This window comes from Saccharopolyspora aridisoli, assembly GCF_004348445.1.
GTDB lineage: Bacteria > Actinomycetota > Actinomycetes > Mycobacteriales > Pseudonocardiaceae > Saccharopolyspora > Saccharopolyspora aridisoli.
Genome location: NZ_SMKV01000006.1, coordinates 137,571 through 152,505, shown reverse-complemented (window position 1 = coordinate 152,505; position 14,935 = coordinate 137,571). Strand labels below are relative to the sequence as shown.

Annotated in this window: 16 protein-coding genes; 12 read left to right on the top strand and 4 right to left on the bottom strand. The window is 70.9% G+C overall.

From position 1 onward, the window contains the following. Nucleotides 1-76: 76 nt before the first annotated feature. On the top strand, nt 77-910 hold the full coding sequence (locus E1161_RS06910; RefSeq protein WP_132620761.1) for a phosphatidylinositol-specific phospholipase C/glycerophosphodiester phosphodiesterase family protein: 834 nt from the start codon (nt 77-79) through the stop codon (nt 908-910). Between the two features lie 22 nt (nt 911-932). Here E1161_RS06910 and E1161_RS06905 read toward each other — a convergent pair whose 3' ends face one another. Next, nucleotides 933-1,343 (bottom strand): secondary thiamine-phosphate synthase enzyme YjbQ, encoded by a 411-nt coding sequence (locus E1161_RS06905; protein WP_132620759.1) that lies wholly within the window; start codon nt 1,341-1,343, stop codon nt 933-935. Between the two features lie 57 nt (nt 1,344-1,400). Here E1161_RS06905 and E1161_RS06900 point away from each other — a divergent pair, with 57 nt between their 5' ends. Both E1161_RS06900 and E1161_RS06895 read left to right on the top strand, forming a co-directional pair. Continuing rightward, nucleotides 1,401-2,426: an aminotransferase class V-fold PLP-dependent enzyme gene (locus tag E1161_RS06900; RefSeq protein ID WP_132620757.1), complete on the top strand. Its 1,026-nt coding sequence runs from the start codon at nt 1,401-1,403 to the stop codon at nt 2,424-2,426. Nucleotides 2,427-2,487: 61 nt separating this feature from the next. Continuing rightward, nucleotides 2,488-3,330: a hypothetical protein gene (locus tag E1161_RS06895; protein WP_235874840.1), complete on the top strand. Its 843-nt coding sequence runs from the start codon at nt 2,488-2,490 to the stop codon at nt 3,328-3,330. Between the two features lie 42 nt (nt 3,331-3,372). Here the strand turns inward: E1161_RS06895 and E1161_RS06890 are convergent, their stop codons facing one another. Both E1161_RS06890 and E1161_RS06885 read right to left on the bottom strand, forming a co-directional pair. Further along, complete coding sequence (locus E1161_RS06890; RefSeq protein ID WP_132620755.1) at nt 3,373-3,822, bottom strand: ferritin-like domain-containing protein; 450 nt, start codon at nt 3,820-3,822, stop codon at nt 3,373-3,375. After that, the gene (locus E1161_RS06885; protein WP_132620753.1) at nt 3,819-4,307 is read right to left on the bottom strand and encodes a hypothetical protein; all 489 of its coding nucleotides are present in this window, start codon (nt 4,305-4,307) and stop codon (nt 3,819-3,821) included. Before E1161_RS06885 ends, E1161_RS06890 begins: the two co-directional genes overlap by 4 nt. A 265-nt stretch (nt 4,308-4,572) precedes the next feature. On the opposite strand from E1161_RS06885, the gene rimP reads away from it, so the two are divergent. The 7 genes from rimP to E1161_RS06850 all read left to right on the top strand — a co-directional run bounded on the left by rimP (nt 4,573) and on the right by E1161_RS06850 (nt 11,930). Next, nucleotides 4,573-5,130 carry a ribosome maturation factor RimP gene (gene rimP / locus E1161_RS06880; protein ID WP_132620751.1) on the top strand — a complete coding sequence of 186 codons (558 nt, stop codon included), beginning with the start codon at nt 4,573-4,575 and terminating at the stop codon, nt 5,128-5,130. Next, on the top strand, nt 5,127-6,197 hold the full coding sequence (gene nusA, locus E1161_RS06875) for a transcription termination factor NusA (protein ID WP_132620749.1): 1,071 nt from the start codon (nt 5,127-5,129) through the stop codon (nt 6,195-6,197). Before rimP ends, nusA begins: the two co-directional genes overlap by 4 nt. Nucleotides 6,198-6,283: 86 nt before the next feature. Beyond that, nucleotides 6,284-6,625 carry a YlxR family protein gene (locus tag E1161_RS06870; protein ID WP_328591222.1) on the top strand — a complete coding sequence of 114 codons (342 nt, stop codon included), beginning with the start codon at nt 6,284-6,286 and terminating at the stop codon, nt 6,623-6,625. 92 nt (nt 6,626-6,717) lie between these two features. After that, nucleotides 6,718-9,681 (top strand): translation initiation factor IF-2, encoded by a 2,964-nt coding sequence (gene infB / locus E1161_RS06865; protein ID WP_132620747.1) that lies wholly within the window; start codon nt 6,718-6,720, stop codon nt 9,679-9,681. A gap of 66 nt (nt 9,682-9,747) precedes the next feature. After that, a complete protein-coding gene (locus E1161_RS06860; protein ID WP_132620745.1) occupies nt 9,748-10,041 on the top strand; it encodes a DUF503 domain-containing protein in 294 nt (97 codons plus the stop codon). Nucleotides 10,042-10,301: 260 nt separating this feature from the next. Next, the gene (rbfA, locus tag E1161_RS06855; protein ID WP_132620743.1) at nt 10,302-10,808 is read left to right on the top strand and encodes a 30S ribosome-binding factor RbfA; all 507 of its coding nucleotides are present in this window, start codon (nt 10,302-10,304) and stop codon (nt 10,806-10,808) included. 129 nt (nt 10,809-10,937) lie between these two features. After that, a complete protein-coding gene (locus tag E1161_RS06850) occupies nt 10,938-11,930 on the top strand; it encodes a DHH family phosphoesterase (RefSeq protein WP_132620886.1) in 993 nt (330 codons plus the stop codon). Between the two features lie 18 nt (nt 11,931-11,948). Here the strand turns inward: E1161_RS06850 and E1161_RS06845 are convergent, their stop codons facing one another. Then, on the bottom strand, nt 11,949-12,488 hold the full coding sequence (locus tag E1161_RS06845; protein ID WP_132620741.1) for a CGNR zinc finger domain-containing protein: 540 nt from the start codon (nt 12,486-12,488) through the stop codon (nt 11,949-11,951). Nucleotides 12,489-12,555: 67 nt separating this feature from the next. Here E1161_RS06845 and E1161_RS06840 point away from each other — a divergent pair, with 67 nt between their 5' ends. Next, nucleotides 12,556-13,881, top strand: coding sequence for an MATE family efflux transporter (locus tag E1161_RS06840; protein ID WP_132620739.1), 1,326 nt, complete (start codon nt 12,556-12,558; stop codon nt 13,879-13,881). Between the two features lie 45 nt (nt 13,882-13,926). Further along, nucleotides 13,927-14,835, top strand: coding sequence for a tRNA pseudouridine(55) synthase TruB (gene truB, locus E1161_RS06835; protein ID WP_132620737.1), 909 nt, complete (start codon nt 13,927-13,929; stop codon nt 14,833-14,835). Nucleotides 14,836-14,935: the final 100 nt, after the last annotated feature.

Here is a 14,935-nt window from a genome sequence, read left to right as displayed (position 1 = left end):
GTCAGCGCACGCCCCGACCAGGGCGATCGCACTAGTCTCCGGTGGTGATCAACCGATCATCACCGGAGGCTTCGTGATGCGCTCCCCCTCACGTTTCGTGCTGCCCGCGCTGGCAGCGCTGACCCTGGTCGTGCCCGTCGCGGCCCACGCCGCACCGGCCGCCGACGTCGAACCCCTGGCCCAGGCGCACGCGCACAACGACTACCTGCACGAACGTCCGCTGCTGGACGCGCTGGACCACGGGTTCACCAGCGTTGAGGCCGACATCTACCCGCTGGGCGACTCGCTGCTGATCGGCCACGACCCCTTCCAGCTCAACCCCGACCGGACCATCGAGTCGTTGTACCTGGACCCGCTGGTGGAGCGGCTCAACGCCGGGGGCGGCAGCATCTACCCGGGCCACGACGCCGACTTCCAACTGCTGGTCGACTTCAAGACCTTCGGTGAGGACGGGTACGAGCGGCTCGACGAGATCATGCGCGACCCCGAGTACGCGGGCCTGTTCTCCCACTACGAGAACGGCACCGTCACCGAAGGACCGGTGACGGTGGTGATCTCCGGCGAGAAGCCGACCGAGTTCATCGAGGGCCAGTCCGACCGCTACGCGTTCCTCGACGGCGGCACCGGCGGTTCGATCGGCGCCGATCCCAGGCTCGTTCCGCTGGTCTCCGACGACTGGACGCAGGTGTTCACCTGGAACGGCTCGGGTGACATGCCCGCCGAGGAGCGCGACGAGCTGGAGCGGATGGTGAACGACGCGCACGCCGCCGGCCAGCGCGTCCGCTTCTGGGCCACCCCTGACAGCGCGGGCGCCGAGCGCGACGCCGTGTGGAGCGTGCTCGAGGAGGTCGGTGTCGACCACATCAACACCGACGACCTCGCCGGACTCCAGGAGTTCCTGAGCGCGTGACGGCGACGGCTGGGCTTCCGCCTCACCCGGGCAGGAAGCTCAGCCGCACCTTCCGGACCGGGTTGTCGACGTTGGTGTCCACCAGGCACACCGACTGCCAGGTGCCCAGCGCCATCCGCCCGCCCAGCACCGGGATCGTCGCGTAGGGCGGCACGAACGCGGGCATCACGTGGTCGCGGCCGTGACCGGGCGAGCCGTGGCGGTGCCGCCAGCGGTCGTCGTCGGGCAGCAGGTCGCGCAGCGCGGTGAGCAGGTCGTCGTCGCTGCCCGCACCGGTCTCGATGATCGCCAATCCCGCGGTCGCGTGCGGCACCCACACGTTGAGCAATCCGTCGCCGGCTCCCGCCGAGCTGAGGAACTGCCGGCACTCGTCGCGCAGATCGCGGACCACTTCGCGGTCACCGGTGCGAATCTCGATCTCTTCGCTGTGCATGCCCCTACCGTAGGCAGAGATCACCGCCGAGGCCTGATCGGTGCGAGGATGGCGGGCATGCGGAAGGCCTTCGACGCGAGTTTCGACGTCCCCGACGGCTACCTCAACACCGCCAGCATCGGCGTCCCGCCGACCGAGGCCGTCCGGAAGGTCTCCGAGGCGGTGGAGCGCTGGGGCCGTGGCTCGGACCGGCCCGGCGACTTCGACGGGCACGTGGCCACCGCCCGGGACGCCTTCGCCCGCCTCATCGGCGTCCCCGCTGACCGTGTCGCCATCGGCGCCAGCGCTTCTCAGGTGATCGGCCTGGTCGCGGCCAGCCTGCCCGACGACGCTCGGGTGCTGGTGGCCACTGACGACTTCACCAGCGTGCTGTTCCCGTTCGCCGCGCAGGCCGGTCGCGGCGTCACCGTCACCGAGGTCGAGCTGGACCAGATCGGTGGGCGCGCACCGGATTTCGACCTCGTCGCGGTCAGCGCGGTGCAGTCCAAGGACGGCCGCATCGCCGACTTCGAAGGGCTCCGGCTGGCCAAGCAGGAGCACGGCACGCGCGTGCTGCTCGACGTCACGCAGGCCGCGGGCTGGATGCCGCTGCGGCTGGACTGGGCGGACTGGGTGGCAGGTGCCGGGTACAAGTGGCTGATGGCCCCGCGCGGCTCGGCCTGGCTGGCGGTCCACCCCGACGCGCCGCGACCCGTTCCGCACAGCGCCAACTGGTACGCCGCCGAGGACCCGTGGGAGGCCACCTACGGCCTGCCGTTGCGGTTGTCCGGTGACGCGCGCGGGCTGGACATCTCGCCGGTGTGGCTCGCGCAGGTCGGCGCGGCCGCGTCGATGGAGTGGCTGGCTCGGCTGGATCTCGCGGACGTCGCCGCGCACTGCAGCGGCCTGGCCGACGGGTTCCGGGCCGAGCTCGGGATGTCGGCCGCTGGTTCGGCGATCGTGTCGGTGGCCAGCCCGGACGCCGTGGCCAAGCTCACCGCGGCCGGTGTGGCCTGCGCCAGTCGCGGTGGCCAGGCCAGGGTGTCGTTCCACCTCTACAACACTGCCGAGGACGTCGAACGGGCGGTCCGCGCGCTGCTCTGATCAGCGCAACCGGGTATCGGGTTGTTCGCCCCGCAATCCAGAACCGCTACCGTAGGCACTCGTGTCAGACCGACAGGGTGTGCCTGAAGACGTGACGGGAGCGCACGGCAACACGCAGCGTGATACCGCGCCGCTGAGGCGGGACAACGCCCACATCAGGCAGGACCGCCAGGTGGCCGCACCGACCCCGGAGCACGTCACCAGGCCGGTGATCACGCATTCGCCGACTCCGCAGCAAGCGCCTCACCCGGCGCCGCAGCAGCCGTACCCGGGCACCGGCAGACAGCCCGCGCCGCCGCCCCCGCCGCCGAGGCAGCAGCCGCCGCAGCGCGTCACGCCGATGGGCTGGGCGCTGCGGGGACTCGTGCTGCTGCTGATCGCGGTCGTGTCCGGCCTGGTCTGGAGCGCCGTCAAACCCGATGACGAGGTCGCCGCGCCGCCTCCGTTGAAGTTGCGCTACGACTTCACCCTGGTTCGCAAGGAAGAGGCGTTCCAGGGCTGCAAGAGCGTCTCGACCGACTCCATACAGAACTTCTTCAGCAAGCAGGAGTGCGACCACCTCACCCGCGCGCTCTACACGACGACCCTGCCCGACGGCCGCCGCGTCCTCACCTCGGTGATCACCGTGCTGATGCCGACGCCGCAAATCGCCACCCAGCTCAACGAGCTGACCACCAAGGACGGCACGGGCAACATCCGGGACCTGGTGGACGACGAGCGCGACGGCACGAGCGACATGCCCGACCTCGACGACGCGGCCTACGCCTCGGGGCGGCAGGACAGGCTGGTCGTGATCGGCGACTCGGCGTTCTACAGCAAGTCCTCGAAGAAGGACCCGGCGCTCAGCGACGTCACCAACGAGGCGCTCAAGCTCGGCTGGCCCCAGGACCAGGCACCGAAATGACCAGGTCCCTCGGTCGGCGCCCGCGTCTGAGGCCAGGCGCTCCTACGCCCGCTGGCCGGGGAAGTCCTCCGCGGCGGGCTGGCGTCCCAACGTCAGCCGCCAGCGGGTCGCCCTGGTGGCCGAGGTGGTCAGGCCCTCCAACGCGGTGCGGCGCATCCCGGCGTCTTCGGTGCTGTCCAGCACAGAGCGCCAGCCGACCTGGCAGTCGGTCTCGGTGGTGATCAGCAGCTCGACCGCCTTCGACTGGTTGGCCACGTCGCCGCCGACGTCGTAGGCGGGCTGAGCCGGGGTCGGCGTCAGGCCCGCCCGCCGCATCGCCCGCTCAGCGGTGTCGCGCAGCCGGGTGTGCGCATCGACGGCCTCCTCGATCGCGCTGCGCACCCGCGCCTCGCCGACGAAGGCGTTCGCCAGCCCGTAGACCCACAGCGCCGCGTGCTCTGCGCCCAGCGCGTCGCCGAGGGCCTTGGCGGCCTGCTCCGAGATCCCGCTCAACCCAGCACCTCCTGCAAGCACGCACAACTCGCGGACACCGACGCCACCAGACCCGCGCGGTAGCCGGACAGCCCCGGAACGAGCCTCGCCGCCCGCTCCTGGCCCTCGCGCACCGCGGCGCGCAGCGCGTCGGCGGCGGCATCGGCGGAGGACGGTGCCTTCTTCGGAGCCGGATCGGGCACCGACGGCGGGTCCTCGGGGTCGCGCGACGCGACCCGGTCGATCTCCCGCTGCAGCGCGCTGGCGTGCGCGGCTCGCGCCGCGGCGAGCTCGCGCGCCGTCTCGGACATCCCCGAGTGCCTGCGCGCGATCGCGTTCGCCAGCGCGGCGTCGGCCTTCGCGGCGGTCGCCAGCGGCAGCAGCTGATCGGGCTCGTCGGAGCCGGTGCCGCACGCGGCCAGCACGGCCACGGCGGGCGCGGCGGCGAACAACCGCAGAGCACGTCGGCGCTCGATCACCGGCAGGGATGCGCGGGGAAGTTCCACGACGACCTATCCTGCCAGGCACCGCGATCAACGCGCGCACCCTGGGGGCCACCGCCGGAGCGGTAGGACCGGTGATCCATTCAGGGCTGGGGGAATCCGCCGATCGTAGGGGTCCCGCGTCGCGCTCGGGTGCGGGCGGACGCGATACCCTGGGCGACCGCGGCCGGAGCAGACCGGACGCGGGCGGTTCGCGCCCGCGATTCGGGCCCGGATCGCGATGCATGAGGTCTTCCAAGACCACGAACCGAAACCTAGGAGTGCCAACGTGTCCAGCCCGCCGCGTGGTGAGATCACCGCGCAGCTGGAGCCCGTCGTCGCCGAGGCCGTCGCCGAAAAGGGCTTCGACCTCGAGGAGCTCGACGTGCAGCAGGCCGGTCGTCGCCGGCTGGTCAAGGTCGTCATCGACTCCGATGACGGTGTCGGCCTCGACGACATCACCGAGGTGAGCCGCTCGGTCGCCAAGGTCCTGGACGCGCACGAGCACGTGCTGGCCGGCTCCTACACGCTGGAGGTCACCTCTCCCGGCGTGGACCGGCCGCTGACCAAGCAGCGACACTGGAAGCGCGCCCGCAACCGGCTGGTCAAGATCCGGCTGACCAGCGGCGAGCAGCTGGTGGCGCGGGTCGGCAGCGCGGATGATGAGAGCGTGCAGGTGCTGGTGGGCGCTGAGATCCGCCAGGTGGCATACCGTGATGTGGAGCGCGCGGTGGTCGAGGTGGAGTTCCAGCAGCCACCGGCGGAAGACCTGGTCAAGCTGGAGCGGGCTGCGAGCGGCGTTTCCCAGCAGGGGGACGACCGGGAAGACACGGAGGAGTCGAGGTGAACGTCGACATCGCGGCGCTGCGGGCGATCGAACGCGACAAGGACATCCCGTTCGAAACGGTCCTTGAAGCGATCGAATCGGCACTGCTCACCGCATACCGTCACACCGAGGGGCACCAGCCGCACGCGCGGGTGGAGGTCGACCGCAAGACCGGCATCGTGCGGGTCATCGCGCACTCCCTCAACCCCGACGGCAGCGTTGCCGAGGAGTGGGACGACACCCCGGAGGGGTTCGGCCGGATCGCGGCGACGACCGCGCGGCAGGTCATCCTGCAGCGGCTGCGCGACGCGGAGCACGAGCGGACCTTCGGCGAGTTCGCCGCCAAGGAAGGCGAGATCATCGGTGGCGTGATCCAGCGCGACGCGCGCGCCAACTCGCGCGGCATGGTGATCGTGCAGATCGGTGACAGCGAAGGCGTCATCCCCGGTGCCGAGCAGGTCCCGGGGGAGAACTACGAGCACGGCACCCGGATCAAGTGCTACGTCTACGGCGTGGCGCGCAGCGCCCGGGGCCCGCAGATCTCCTTGTCGCGCACCCACCCCAACTTGGTCCGCCGGCTGTTCGCGCTGGAGGTCCCGGAGATCGCCGACGGCACCGTGGAGATCCCGGCGGTGGCCCGCGAGGCCGGGCACCGGTCGAAGATCGCGGTGCGGTCCACGGTCAGCGGGGTCAACGCCAAGGGCGCCTGCATCGGCCCGATGGGCGCGCGGGTCCGCAACGTGATGAGCGAGCTGGGCGGCGAGAAGATCGACATCATCGATCACTCGGACGACCCGGCGACCTTCGTCGGCAACGCGCTGTCGCCGGCCAAGGTGGTTTCGGTCGAGGTGGTCGACGAGCGCACCAAGACCGCGCGGGTGATCGTGCCGGACTTCCAGCTGTCGCTGGCGATCGGCAAGGAAGGCCAGAACGCGCGGCTGGCGGCCCGGCTGACCGGCTGGCGGATCGACATCCGCAGCGATGCCGACCCGTCGTCGCCCACCACCACGAGCGGTCAGGCGCCCGTCCAACCGGCTGGTCCGGACCCGGCGGTTGAGGGACTGCCCACCGTGGGTTCGGCTGAGTGACGCCCTCGGGTTAGAATCGTCAAGGAGGCTCGACGCGAGGGGAGCGATCAATCCACACGAGTGCACCCGGGAATGGCCAGTGCCATGTGCCGGTTCGTACGTGCGTGGGTTGTCGTGCTCGGACGTCGGCCGTTGAGCTGCTACGTGTGGTGGCTGAGGTCGGTGGTTCGGGGCTCGTCGCGATTCCCGATCCACGGCATCGGCGACCGGGTCGGGGAGCCTGGCTGCACCCTGACCCGGCTTGCCTTCGTCTGGCCGAACGGCGCCGGGCTTTTCCGCGGGCACTTCGAGTGCCGGGATCTCTCGACACCTCAGCCGTGCAACACCACTTGAGTGCCGGGCAACCGCCTGCGGCGGCTCAGGACATGACCGACGCGGGATCCGTCCCGCGCCAGGCAACCGAAGGAAAGCAGGTCGACCCGTCATGAATCAGCCGTGAAGCTGAAGCCATGAACGCGCATCGGCGATAGGACGAGGTCGAGCGGGACTGCCGCCCGGCCTCACCCAGATGAGGAGAGCAGTGGCAGGCAAGGCCCGCGTACATGAGCTCGCTAAAGAGCTCGGTGTCACCAGCAAGGAAGTACTGAACAAGCTCGCCGAGCAGGGCGAGTACGTCAAGTCTGCGTCCTCCACCGTGGAAGCCCCGGTGGCGCGCAGGCTTCGTGACGCATATGTCAAGTCGTCGAGGAAGAACGGCGACAACGGCAAGCCCTCTCAGAGCGATTCCAAGGCCGTCAGTTCCGGAGGGGCGGCTGGATCCTCAGCGCCCAAGCCTGGACCCAAGCCCGGCCCTCGTGCCGAGGCACCCAAGCCCGGTCCCAAGCCCGGCCCGAAGCCGACCCCCAAGCCTGAACCGAAGGCCGAACCGAAGGCCGAGGAGCCGGCCCCGGCCGCTCAGGCGGAGCCGAAGGCCGAGGCCCCCAAGGTCGAAGAGCCCAAGTTCGAGCAGCCCAAGGCCGAGCCCCAGGGCGACAAGCCCAAGGGCGACGCCAAGCCCGGTCCCAAGCCGGGTCCCAAGCCCGCGTCCAAGGCGCCGGGTGGCGACGGCGATGCTTCGCGCCCGAAGGCGCCCAAGCCTGGTCCGAAGCCCCCGCGCGTTGGCAACAACCCGTTCGGCGTCGGTCAGGGTGCTCCTCAGCAGCGCCCGGGTCGTCCCGGCCCGGGTCCGCGTCAGGACCGCGGTGGCCAGCAGGGCCCCGGTCGCGGTCGTGACGACCAGCGCCGTGGCGGCGGCCAGGGTGCCGGGACCGCTCCTGCCGGTGGCGGCAACAACGCCCCGCGCGGCGAAGGCGGCGGTGGCGGTGGCGGTTCGCGCCCGAACCCGGGCATGATGCCTCCGCGTCCGAACCCCGGCATGATGCCTCCGCGTCCGGCCCGTGGCGGCTCCGGCGGTGGCCCCGGCGGCGGTCGTGGTCGTGGCGGTCCCGGCGGTGGTGGCGGCGGCGGTGGCCGCGGTCCCGGCGGCGGTGGCGGCGCTCCGGGTGGAGCTCCGGCCGGCGGTGGTTTCCGCGGTCGTCCCGGTGGCGGTGGCCGTCCGGGCGGTCCCGGTGGTCGCGGCGGCACGGCTGGTGCCTTCGGTCGCCCCGGTGGTCCCGCGAAGCGCGGTCGCAAGTCGAAGCGGCAGAAGCGCCAGGAGTACATGGAGAACATGCAGGCGCCGTCTGTCGGCGGCGTCCGCCTCCCGCGCGGGAACGGCGAGACCCTCCGCCTGCGCCGCGGTGCTTCGCTGACCGACTTCGCCGAGAAGATCAACGCCAACCCGGCTTCGCTGGTGCAGGCGATGTTCCACCTCGGTGAGATGGTCACCGCGACCCAGTCCGTCTCCGACGAGATCCTCGAGCTCCTCGGCCAGGAGATGAACTACAAGGTCGAGATGGTCTCTCCGGAGGACGAGGACCGGGAGCTGCTGCAGTCGTTCGACATCAGCTACGGCGACCCGGGCTCCTCCGAGGAGGAACTGGCCGCCCGTCCGCCGGTCGTGACCGTCATGGGTCACGTCGACCACGGTAAGACGCGGCTGCTGGACACCATCCGGAAGGCGAACGTGCAGGCCGGCGAGGCCGGCGGCATCACGCAGCACATCGGTGCCTACCAGGTCGTCACCGAGCTGGAGGGCAACGAGCGGCCCGTCACCTTCATCGACACCCCTGGTCACGAGGCGTTCACCGCCATGCGTGCCCGTGGTGCGAAGTCGACGGACATCGCCGTGCTGGTGATCGCCGCGGACGACGGCGTCATGCCGCAGACGGTCGAGGCGATCAACCACGCCCAGGCCGCCGGTGTGCCGATCGTGGTCGCGGTCAACAAGATCGACGTCGAGGGCGCGAACTCGGACAAGATCCGCCAGCAGCTCACCGAGTACAACCTGGTGGCCGAGGAGTACGGCGGCGAGACGATGTTCGTCGAGATCTCCGCCAAGCAGGGCACCAACATCGACGGTCTGCTGGAAGCGATCCTGCTGACCGCCGACGCCTCGCTCGACCTCCGGGCCAACCCGAACATGTCGGCGCAGGGTGTCGCGATCGAGGCGCACCTGGACCGCGGTCGCGGTCCGGTGGCCACCGTGCTGGTGCAGCGAGGCACGCTCCGCGTCGGTGACTCGGTCGTCGCCGGTGACGCGTACGGCCGCGTTCGCCGCATGATCAACGAGAACGACGAGGACGTCACCGCGGCGCTGCCGTCGCGGCCGGTCCAGGTCATCGGCTTCACGTCGGTGCCCGGTGCCGGTGACTCCTTCCTGGTGGTCGACGAGGACCGGGTCGCCCGGCAGATCGCCGACCGCCGCGGGGCCCGCATCCGCGAGGCGCAGAACGCCGCCAAGCGCAAGCGGGTCAGCCTCGAGGACCTGGACAAGGTGCTCAAGGAGACCAACCAGCTGAACCTGATCATCAAGGGTGACAACTCGGGTACCGTCGAGGCGCTCGAAGAGTCCCTGATGAAGATCGAGGTCGGCGAAGAGGTCGAGCTGCGGGTCATCCACCGCGGCGTCGGTGGCATCAACGAGTCCGACATCAACCTCGCCACCGCGGAGAACACCATCGTCCTGGGCTTCAACGTCCGGGCCGAGGGCAAGGCGGCCGAGGTCGCCAACCGCGAGGGCGTCGAGATCCGGTACTACTCGGTGATCTACCGCGCCATCGAGGACATCGAGCAGGCACTCAAGGGCATGCTCAAGCCCGAGTACGAGGAAGTCGAGCTCGGTCGCGCCGAGATCCGCGAGGTCTTCAAGTCCTCGAAGGTCGGCACGATCGCCGGTTGCATGGTCACCGACGGCATCGTCAAGCGGAACGCGAAGGCGCGTCTGCTGCGGGACAACGTGGTGGTCGCCGAGAACCTCAGCATCAACTCGCTGAAGCGGTTCAAGGAAGACGCCACCGAGGTCCGCGACGGTTTCGAGTGCGGTCTGACCTTGGGGTCCTACAACGACCTCAAGGTGGGCGACATCATCGAGCCGTACGAGATGCGCGAGAAGCCTCGCGACTGACACCGCACACCCGCGCAGGGGGTCCGCGACGGACCCCCTGCGGGGGTCGGGGGAAGATTTCCGCCCATGTACGTCGGTGCGCTCGAACTGGACGTGCTCTTCGGTGACGTCCACTCGTTGAAGCAGAAGCGGGCCGTGGTCCGGCCGGTCCTGGCCGAACTGCGCCGCCGCTTCGAGGTAGCCGTCTCCGAAGCCGGCGACCAAGACCTCCACCGCCGCGCTCTGCTCGGAGTCGCGGTGGTCTCCGGCGACGCTTCGCACGTGCGCGAAGTCCTGGAGGCGTGCGAGCGGTTGGTCGCCGCCCGCCCAGAGCTGGAGCTCCTCTCCGCCCGGCATCGCATGCTGGGACCCGAGGATTAGGTCATCGGTGATGCCCCTGCGCAGCGGTGCGAGTCGGGGAACCTGAGCGGCTCCGTGGACTCTTGCGTGTTCCGCTCAGCCAAGGGTGGGCATCGGCGCTGCGGCGTGCTCGCCAGGAAACCGCTCAGAGCCCCGGCGGTGCGAGCTGCTCAGGTGCTCACCGGAGGAAGAAGTGGCTTCGCCACTTTCGAGAACGACGTTGGACCCACCCGCCGGAGCACCGCGGGTGTCGAAGCTTTCTTGCAAGAAGGAGGTGCGTCGTGGCTGATACGGCGCGCGCCCGCAGGCTGGCCAAGCGCATCGCGCAGATCGTCGCTTCCGGGCTGGAGCACGAGGTCAAGGACCCGCGACTGGCGATGGTGACGATCACCGACGCGCGAGTCACCCCGGACCTGCGGGACGCCACGGTCTACTACACCGTCTTCGGCGACGACGCCGACTACGCCTCGACGGCGGCCGCGCTCACCAGCGCCACCGGCGTGCTGCGTTCCCGGGTCGGCGACCAGACCGGGGTTCGGTTCACCCCGACCCTGACGTTCGTCGCGGACACCGTCCCGGACCAGGCCCGCCGGATGGAGGAGCTGCTCGCCAAGGCCAAGGAGGCCGACGAGGAGGTCGCTCGACTGGCCTCCGGTGCGGTCCCGGCCGGTGACGCGGACCCCTACCGCGCGAGCGCTGACACCGAGGATGATGACGACGACACCGATGGTGTCGATGACGAGGACCCTTTTGACGCCGATGTGCGTCGTGGCCCACAAGGTGGTTGAGTCGCGGCGCCGAATCGGGTGCGTTGGTCATCGGTGGACCTGACGAGGCCGCCGATGACGTGGAGGTGACGTGTGCGCGGGCAACCCGAGATCGCCGGCCGGCAGGGCGGCCCGGAGACGGGCGAGTCTCTGCGAGAGGCCGTCGCGGCGGCTGCGGGCAAGCTCGCGGCAGCACCTGATGTGACCCTGTTCGGGCACGTCAACCCCGATGCCGACGCTCTGGGCAGCGCACTCGCGCTGGGCAGGGCGTTGAGGAAGCGCGGCAGCGCGGTCCGGGTGTCCTTCGGGCATCCGGACAAGCCCGCCCACTCGCTGCGCGACCTCGACGTCGACGGGCTCATCGTGCCCCCGTCGGAGGTTCCCCCCGCACCGCCGCTGCTGGTCGTGTGCGACTCCGGCAGCCTCGGACGGCTGGGCAAGCTCGCCGACCGCGTCAAGGGCACCGTCGCCGCAGGTGGTGATGTGATCGTCCTCGACCACCACATCTCCAACACCCGCTACGGCACGTTGCACGTCCTGGACGAGTCCGCCGAGGCGACGGTGCTGCTGGTGCTGCGGTTGCTGGACGAGCTCGGCGCGGAACTGGACCTGCCGACCGCCCGCTGCCTGTACGCCGGGTTGGTCACCGACACCCGCTCGTTCCGGCACGCCAGCGCCGAGGTGCACCGGGTCGCGGCCCGGTTGCTCGACGCGGGCGTCGACCCGGAGGCGACCACCAAGCCGCTGCTCGACACCCACCCGTTCGGGTTCTTGGGCATGCTCGCCGGTGTCCTGTCGAAGGCCGAGCTGGAGCCGTCGGCGGCGCAGGGCCTGGGTCTCGTGCACACCACCGTCCGCAAGGCCCAGTCCGACGGTCTGGGCAGCGAGGACGTCGACAGCGTCATCGACCTCATCCGCACCACCGGCGAGGCCGAGGTCGCCGCCGTCCTCAAGGAGATCGGTCCCGCTCACTGGTCGGTGTCGCTGCGCGCCGACAGCCGCGTCGACGTCAGCCACGCGGCCAACGCCTGCGGAGGTGGCGGCCACCGCCTGGCCTCCGGCTTCACCGCTCGCGGCGAGGAGCACGAGATCCTCGACGGAATCCGCAAAGCCCTGGACAACGCGCCTCTCCTCGCGCCCTGACCGCGGCGCCGGGCCGGGTCAGGAGCGCTGGCGGGCTCGGAAGGCGGCCACGTGCATGCGGTTGGCGCAGCGGGGTGAGCAGAAGCGCTTCGCCTGGTTGGTGGAGGTGTCCAGGTAGTACGTCGAGCACCCCTCCGCCTCGCAGAGCCCCCAGCGGGTGGTGCCGTGCGCGACGACGCCCTGGGCCAGGCCCCACGCCGCCGCTGCGGCGACCTCGTCCACCGCTGGGGCATCGGGGCCCGCGACGTGGACGTGCCAGTTGGGTGCTCCGTCATGACCGCCGTGTCCGGAGAGCCGGGGACGCGGGGGGTGGGCGGCCAGCAGCGCGTTGATCTCGGTGAGGACCGTCTCGTCCTGGGCCGGGCCGGTCGACGCCTCCATGGCGGCCAGCGCCCGACGCAGGCCATCGGAGACCTCCCGCAGCAGGGGCAGGTCGGAGTCCCGGAGCCGGTCGGCCCACCAGGGCTCGTCGTGCAGCGCGGCGCGCACCGCCTCGACGCCGGTCACGTCGGCGTTGGCGAGCCGCAGCGCGACCTCGATGTAATCGGCGCTGTCCACTGACGCTCCTTACCGCTACCCTTTGTCAGGGTCGAACCCACGAGATGCAGCTTACAAGGGAGATGACGTGTCCGAGGCCGGGGAACGCGTGTCACCGCGCAAGGTGCTGGGGCTCGCGTTCCCCGCACTGGGCGTGCTGGCGGCCGAGCCGCTGTACGTGCTGGTCGACACCGCCGTGGTCGGTCACCTCGGCGCCGTCCCGCTCGCCGGGCTCGCGCTCGGCGGCACCCTGTTCACGCTGATCTCCAGCCAGCTGACCTTCCTGACCTACGGAACCACCGCGCGCACGGCCCGGCTGCACGGCGCCGGTCGGCGCACCGAAGCCGTCGCCGAGGGCGTGCAGGCGACTTGGCTCGGGATCGCCGTCGGCGTGGTGCTGTCGCTGATCGCCCAACTGGTCGCCACGCCCGTCGCGGAGCTGCTGGCAGGGCCCGGCCCGGTCGCCGACGCCGCCGGTACCTGGCTGCGCATCGCGCTCTGCGGAGCCCCGCTGGTGCTGATCACCATGGCCGGCAACGGCTGGATGCGCGGCGTCCAGGACACCGTCCGCCCGTTGCGCTACACGCTCATCGGCAACGGCGTGTCCGCCGTGCTGTGCCCGATCCTGGTCTACCCGGTGGGCCTCGGGCTGGAGGGTTCGGCGATCGCGAACCTGATCGGCCAGAGCATCGCCGCTGCCCTGTTCATCCGCGCCCTGCTCGTGGAGAAGGCGCCGCTGCGCCCCGACTGGGTGAGGATGCGCGCTCAGCTCGGCCTCGGCCGCGACCTGGTGCTGCGCACCATGGCCTTCCAGGTCTGCTTCCTGTCGGCGACCTCGGTGGCCGCCCGCATCGGCGCCGAGACGGCGGCCGCGCACCAGGTCGTGTGGCAGCTGTGGATGTTCCAGTCGCTCGTGCTGGATTCGCTGGCCATCGCCGCCCAGTCGCTGGTCGGTGCCGCCCTCGGTAGCGGTTCGGTGCCGCGCGCGAAGGCGGTCGCCAAGCAGGTGACCTGGTACAGCCTGGGTTTCGGGTGCGGACTGGCCGTGTTCTTCACCGCCGTGTCCGGCGTGCTGCCGTCGGTGTTCACCACCGATGCCGCCGTGCTCGCCGAGATGCCGCACGCCTGGTGGTTCTTCGTGGCGGTGCAGCCGGTGGCGGGAGTGGTCTTCGCGCTGGACGGGGTGTTCCTCGGCGCGGGCGACGCCGCCTACCTGCGCACCGCGACGATCCTCAGCGCCGTCATCGGTTACCTGCCGCTGATCTGGCTGTCGCTGGTCTTCGGCTGGGGCTTGGCGGGGATCTGGACCGGGCTGAGCCTGTTCATGGTCCTGCGGCTGATCACGCTGCTGCTGCGCGCCCGCTCCGGCAAGTGGGCCGTGGTCGGCGCGACCCCCGCGGCAGCGACGGCCTGACCCTGGCGGAATCGCGCGGCGCCGGGTCGGGGATGATGGCTGGCCGTGTCCGCGCAATCCCGCAAACAAGGTCCCGCCGTTCCTCCCGGCCTGCTGGTGGTCGACAAACCGGCGGGGATGACCTCGCACGACGTCGTCTCCAGGGTTCGCCGCATCATGGGCACCCGCAAGGTCGGGCACGCGGGGACGCTGGACCCGATGGCCACCGGTGTGCTCGTGCTCGGCCTGGAGCGGGCGACCAAGCTGCTGGGCCACCTCGCGCTGGACACCAAGGCGTACCTGGCCACCATCGCCCTCGGCGCGTCGACCACGACCGACGACGCCGAAGGTGAGGTCGTGTCCTCGATCGATGCGTCCGGTGTGGACGAGAGCGCGATCCGCGACGGGGTGGCGGCGCTGACCGGGGACCTGGAGCAGGTGCCCAGCGCGGTCAGCGCGGTCAAGATCAACGGTCGCCGGGCCTACGAGATCGCGCGCAGCGGGGAGACCGTCGAGCTCGCAGCCCGCCCGGTCACCGTCTCGCGCTTCGACGTGCTCGCGCTGCGGCGAACCGACCAGACCACCGAACTCGACGTGCTGGTGGAGTGCTCCTCGGGCACCTACGTGCGCGCGCTGGCCCGCGACCTCGGGGAACAGCTCGGAGTCGGGGGGCACCTCACGGCGCTGCGCCGCACCCGGGTGGGACCGTTCGGGCTGGCAACGGCGCGCACCCTCGACCAGCTGGAGGAGACCCCCGAGCTGTCGATGGGCCTGGACCAAGCCGTCGAGACGGCCTTCCCCCGCCGCAACGTCGACGCCTCCACCGCTCGCGCGCTGTCGCACGGGCAGGTCGTGACCGCTGCCGGTGTCGAGGGGACCTACGGGATGTTCGACCCCGACGGCCGGGCTGTGGCCCTCGTCCGCGACCGTGGCCGCACGGCGAAGGCCGTCCTGGTGATCACCCCCGGGAACTGACGCCCGCCGCGGAATCGGAACCTCGCGCGAATTTCGACGCGGCGGCGTGGGGCTCCACCGCTGGGCGCGTGATCGTTCGGGGGAAGTAGGCTTCTGGGTC

What these genes read in the sequence shown, in the direction of transcription:
- E1161_RS06860 (WP_132620745.1), top strand. Translation starts at nt 9,748, where the DNA reads ATGTACGTCGGTGCGCTCGAACTGGACGTGCTCTTCGGTGACGTCCAC.
- E1161_RS06900 (WP_132620757.1), top strand. Translation starts at nt 1,401, where the DNA reads ATGCGGAAGGCCTTCGACGCGAGTTTCGACGTCCCCGACGGCTACCTC.
- E1161_RS06905 (WP_132620759.1), bottom strand. Translation starts at nt 1,343, where the DNA reads ATGCACAGCGAAGAGATCGAGATTCGCACCGGTGACCGCGAAGTGGTC.
- E1161_RS06910 (WP_132620761.1), top strand. Translation starts at nt 77, where the DNA reads ATGCGCTCCCCCTCACGTTTCGTGCTGCCCGCGCTGGCAGCGCTGACC.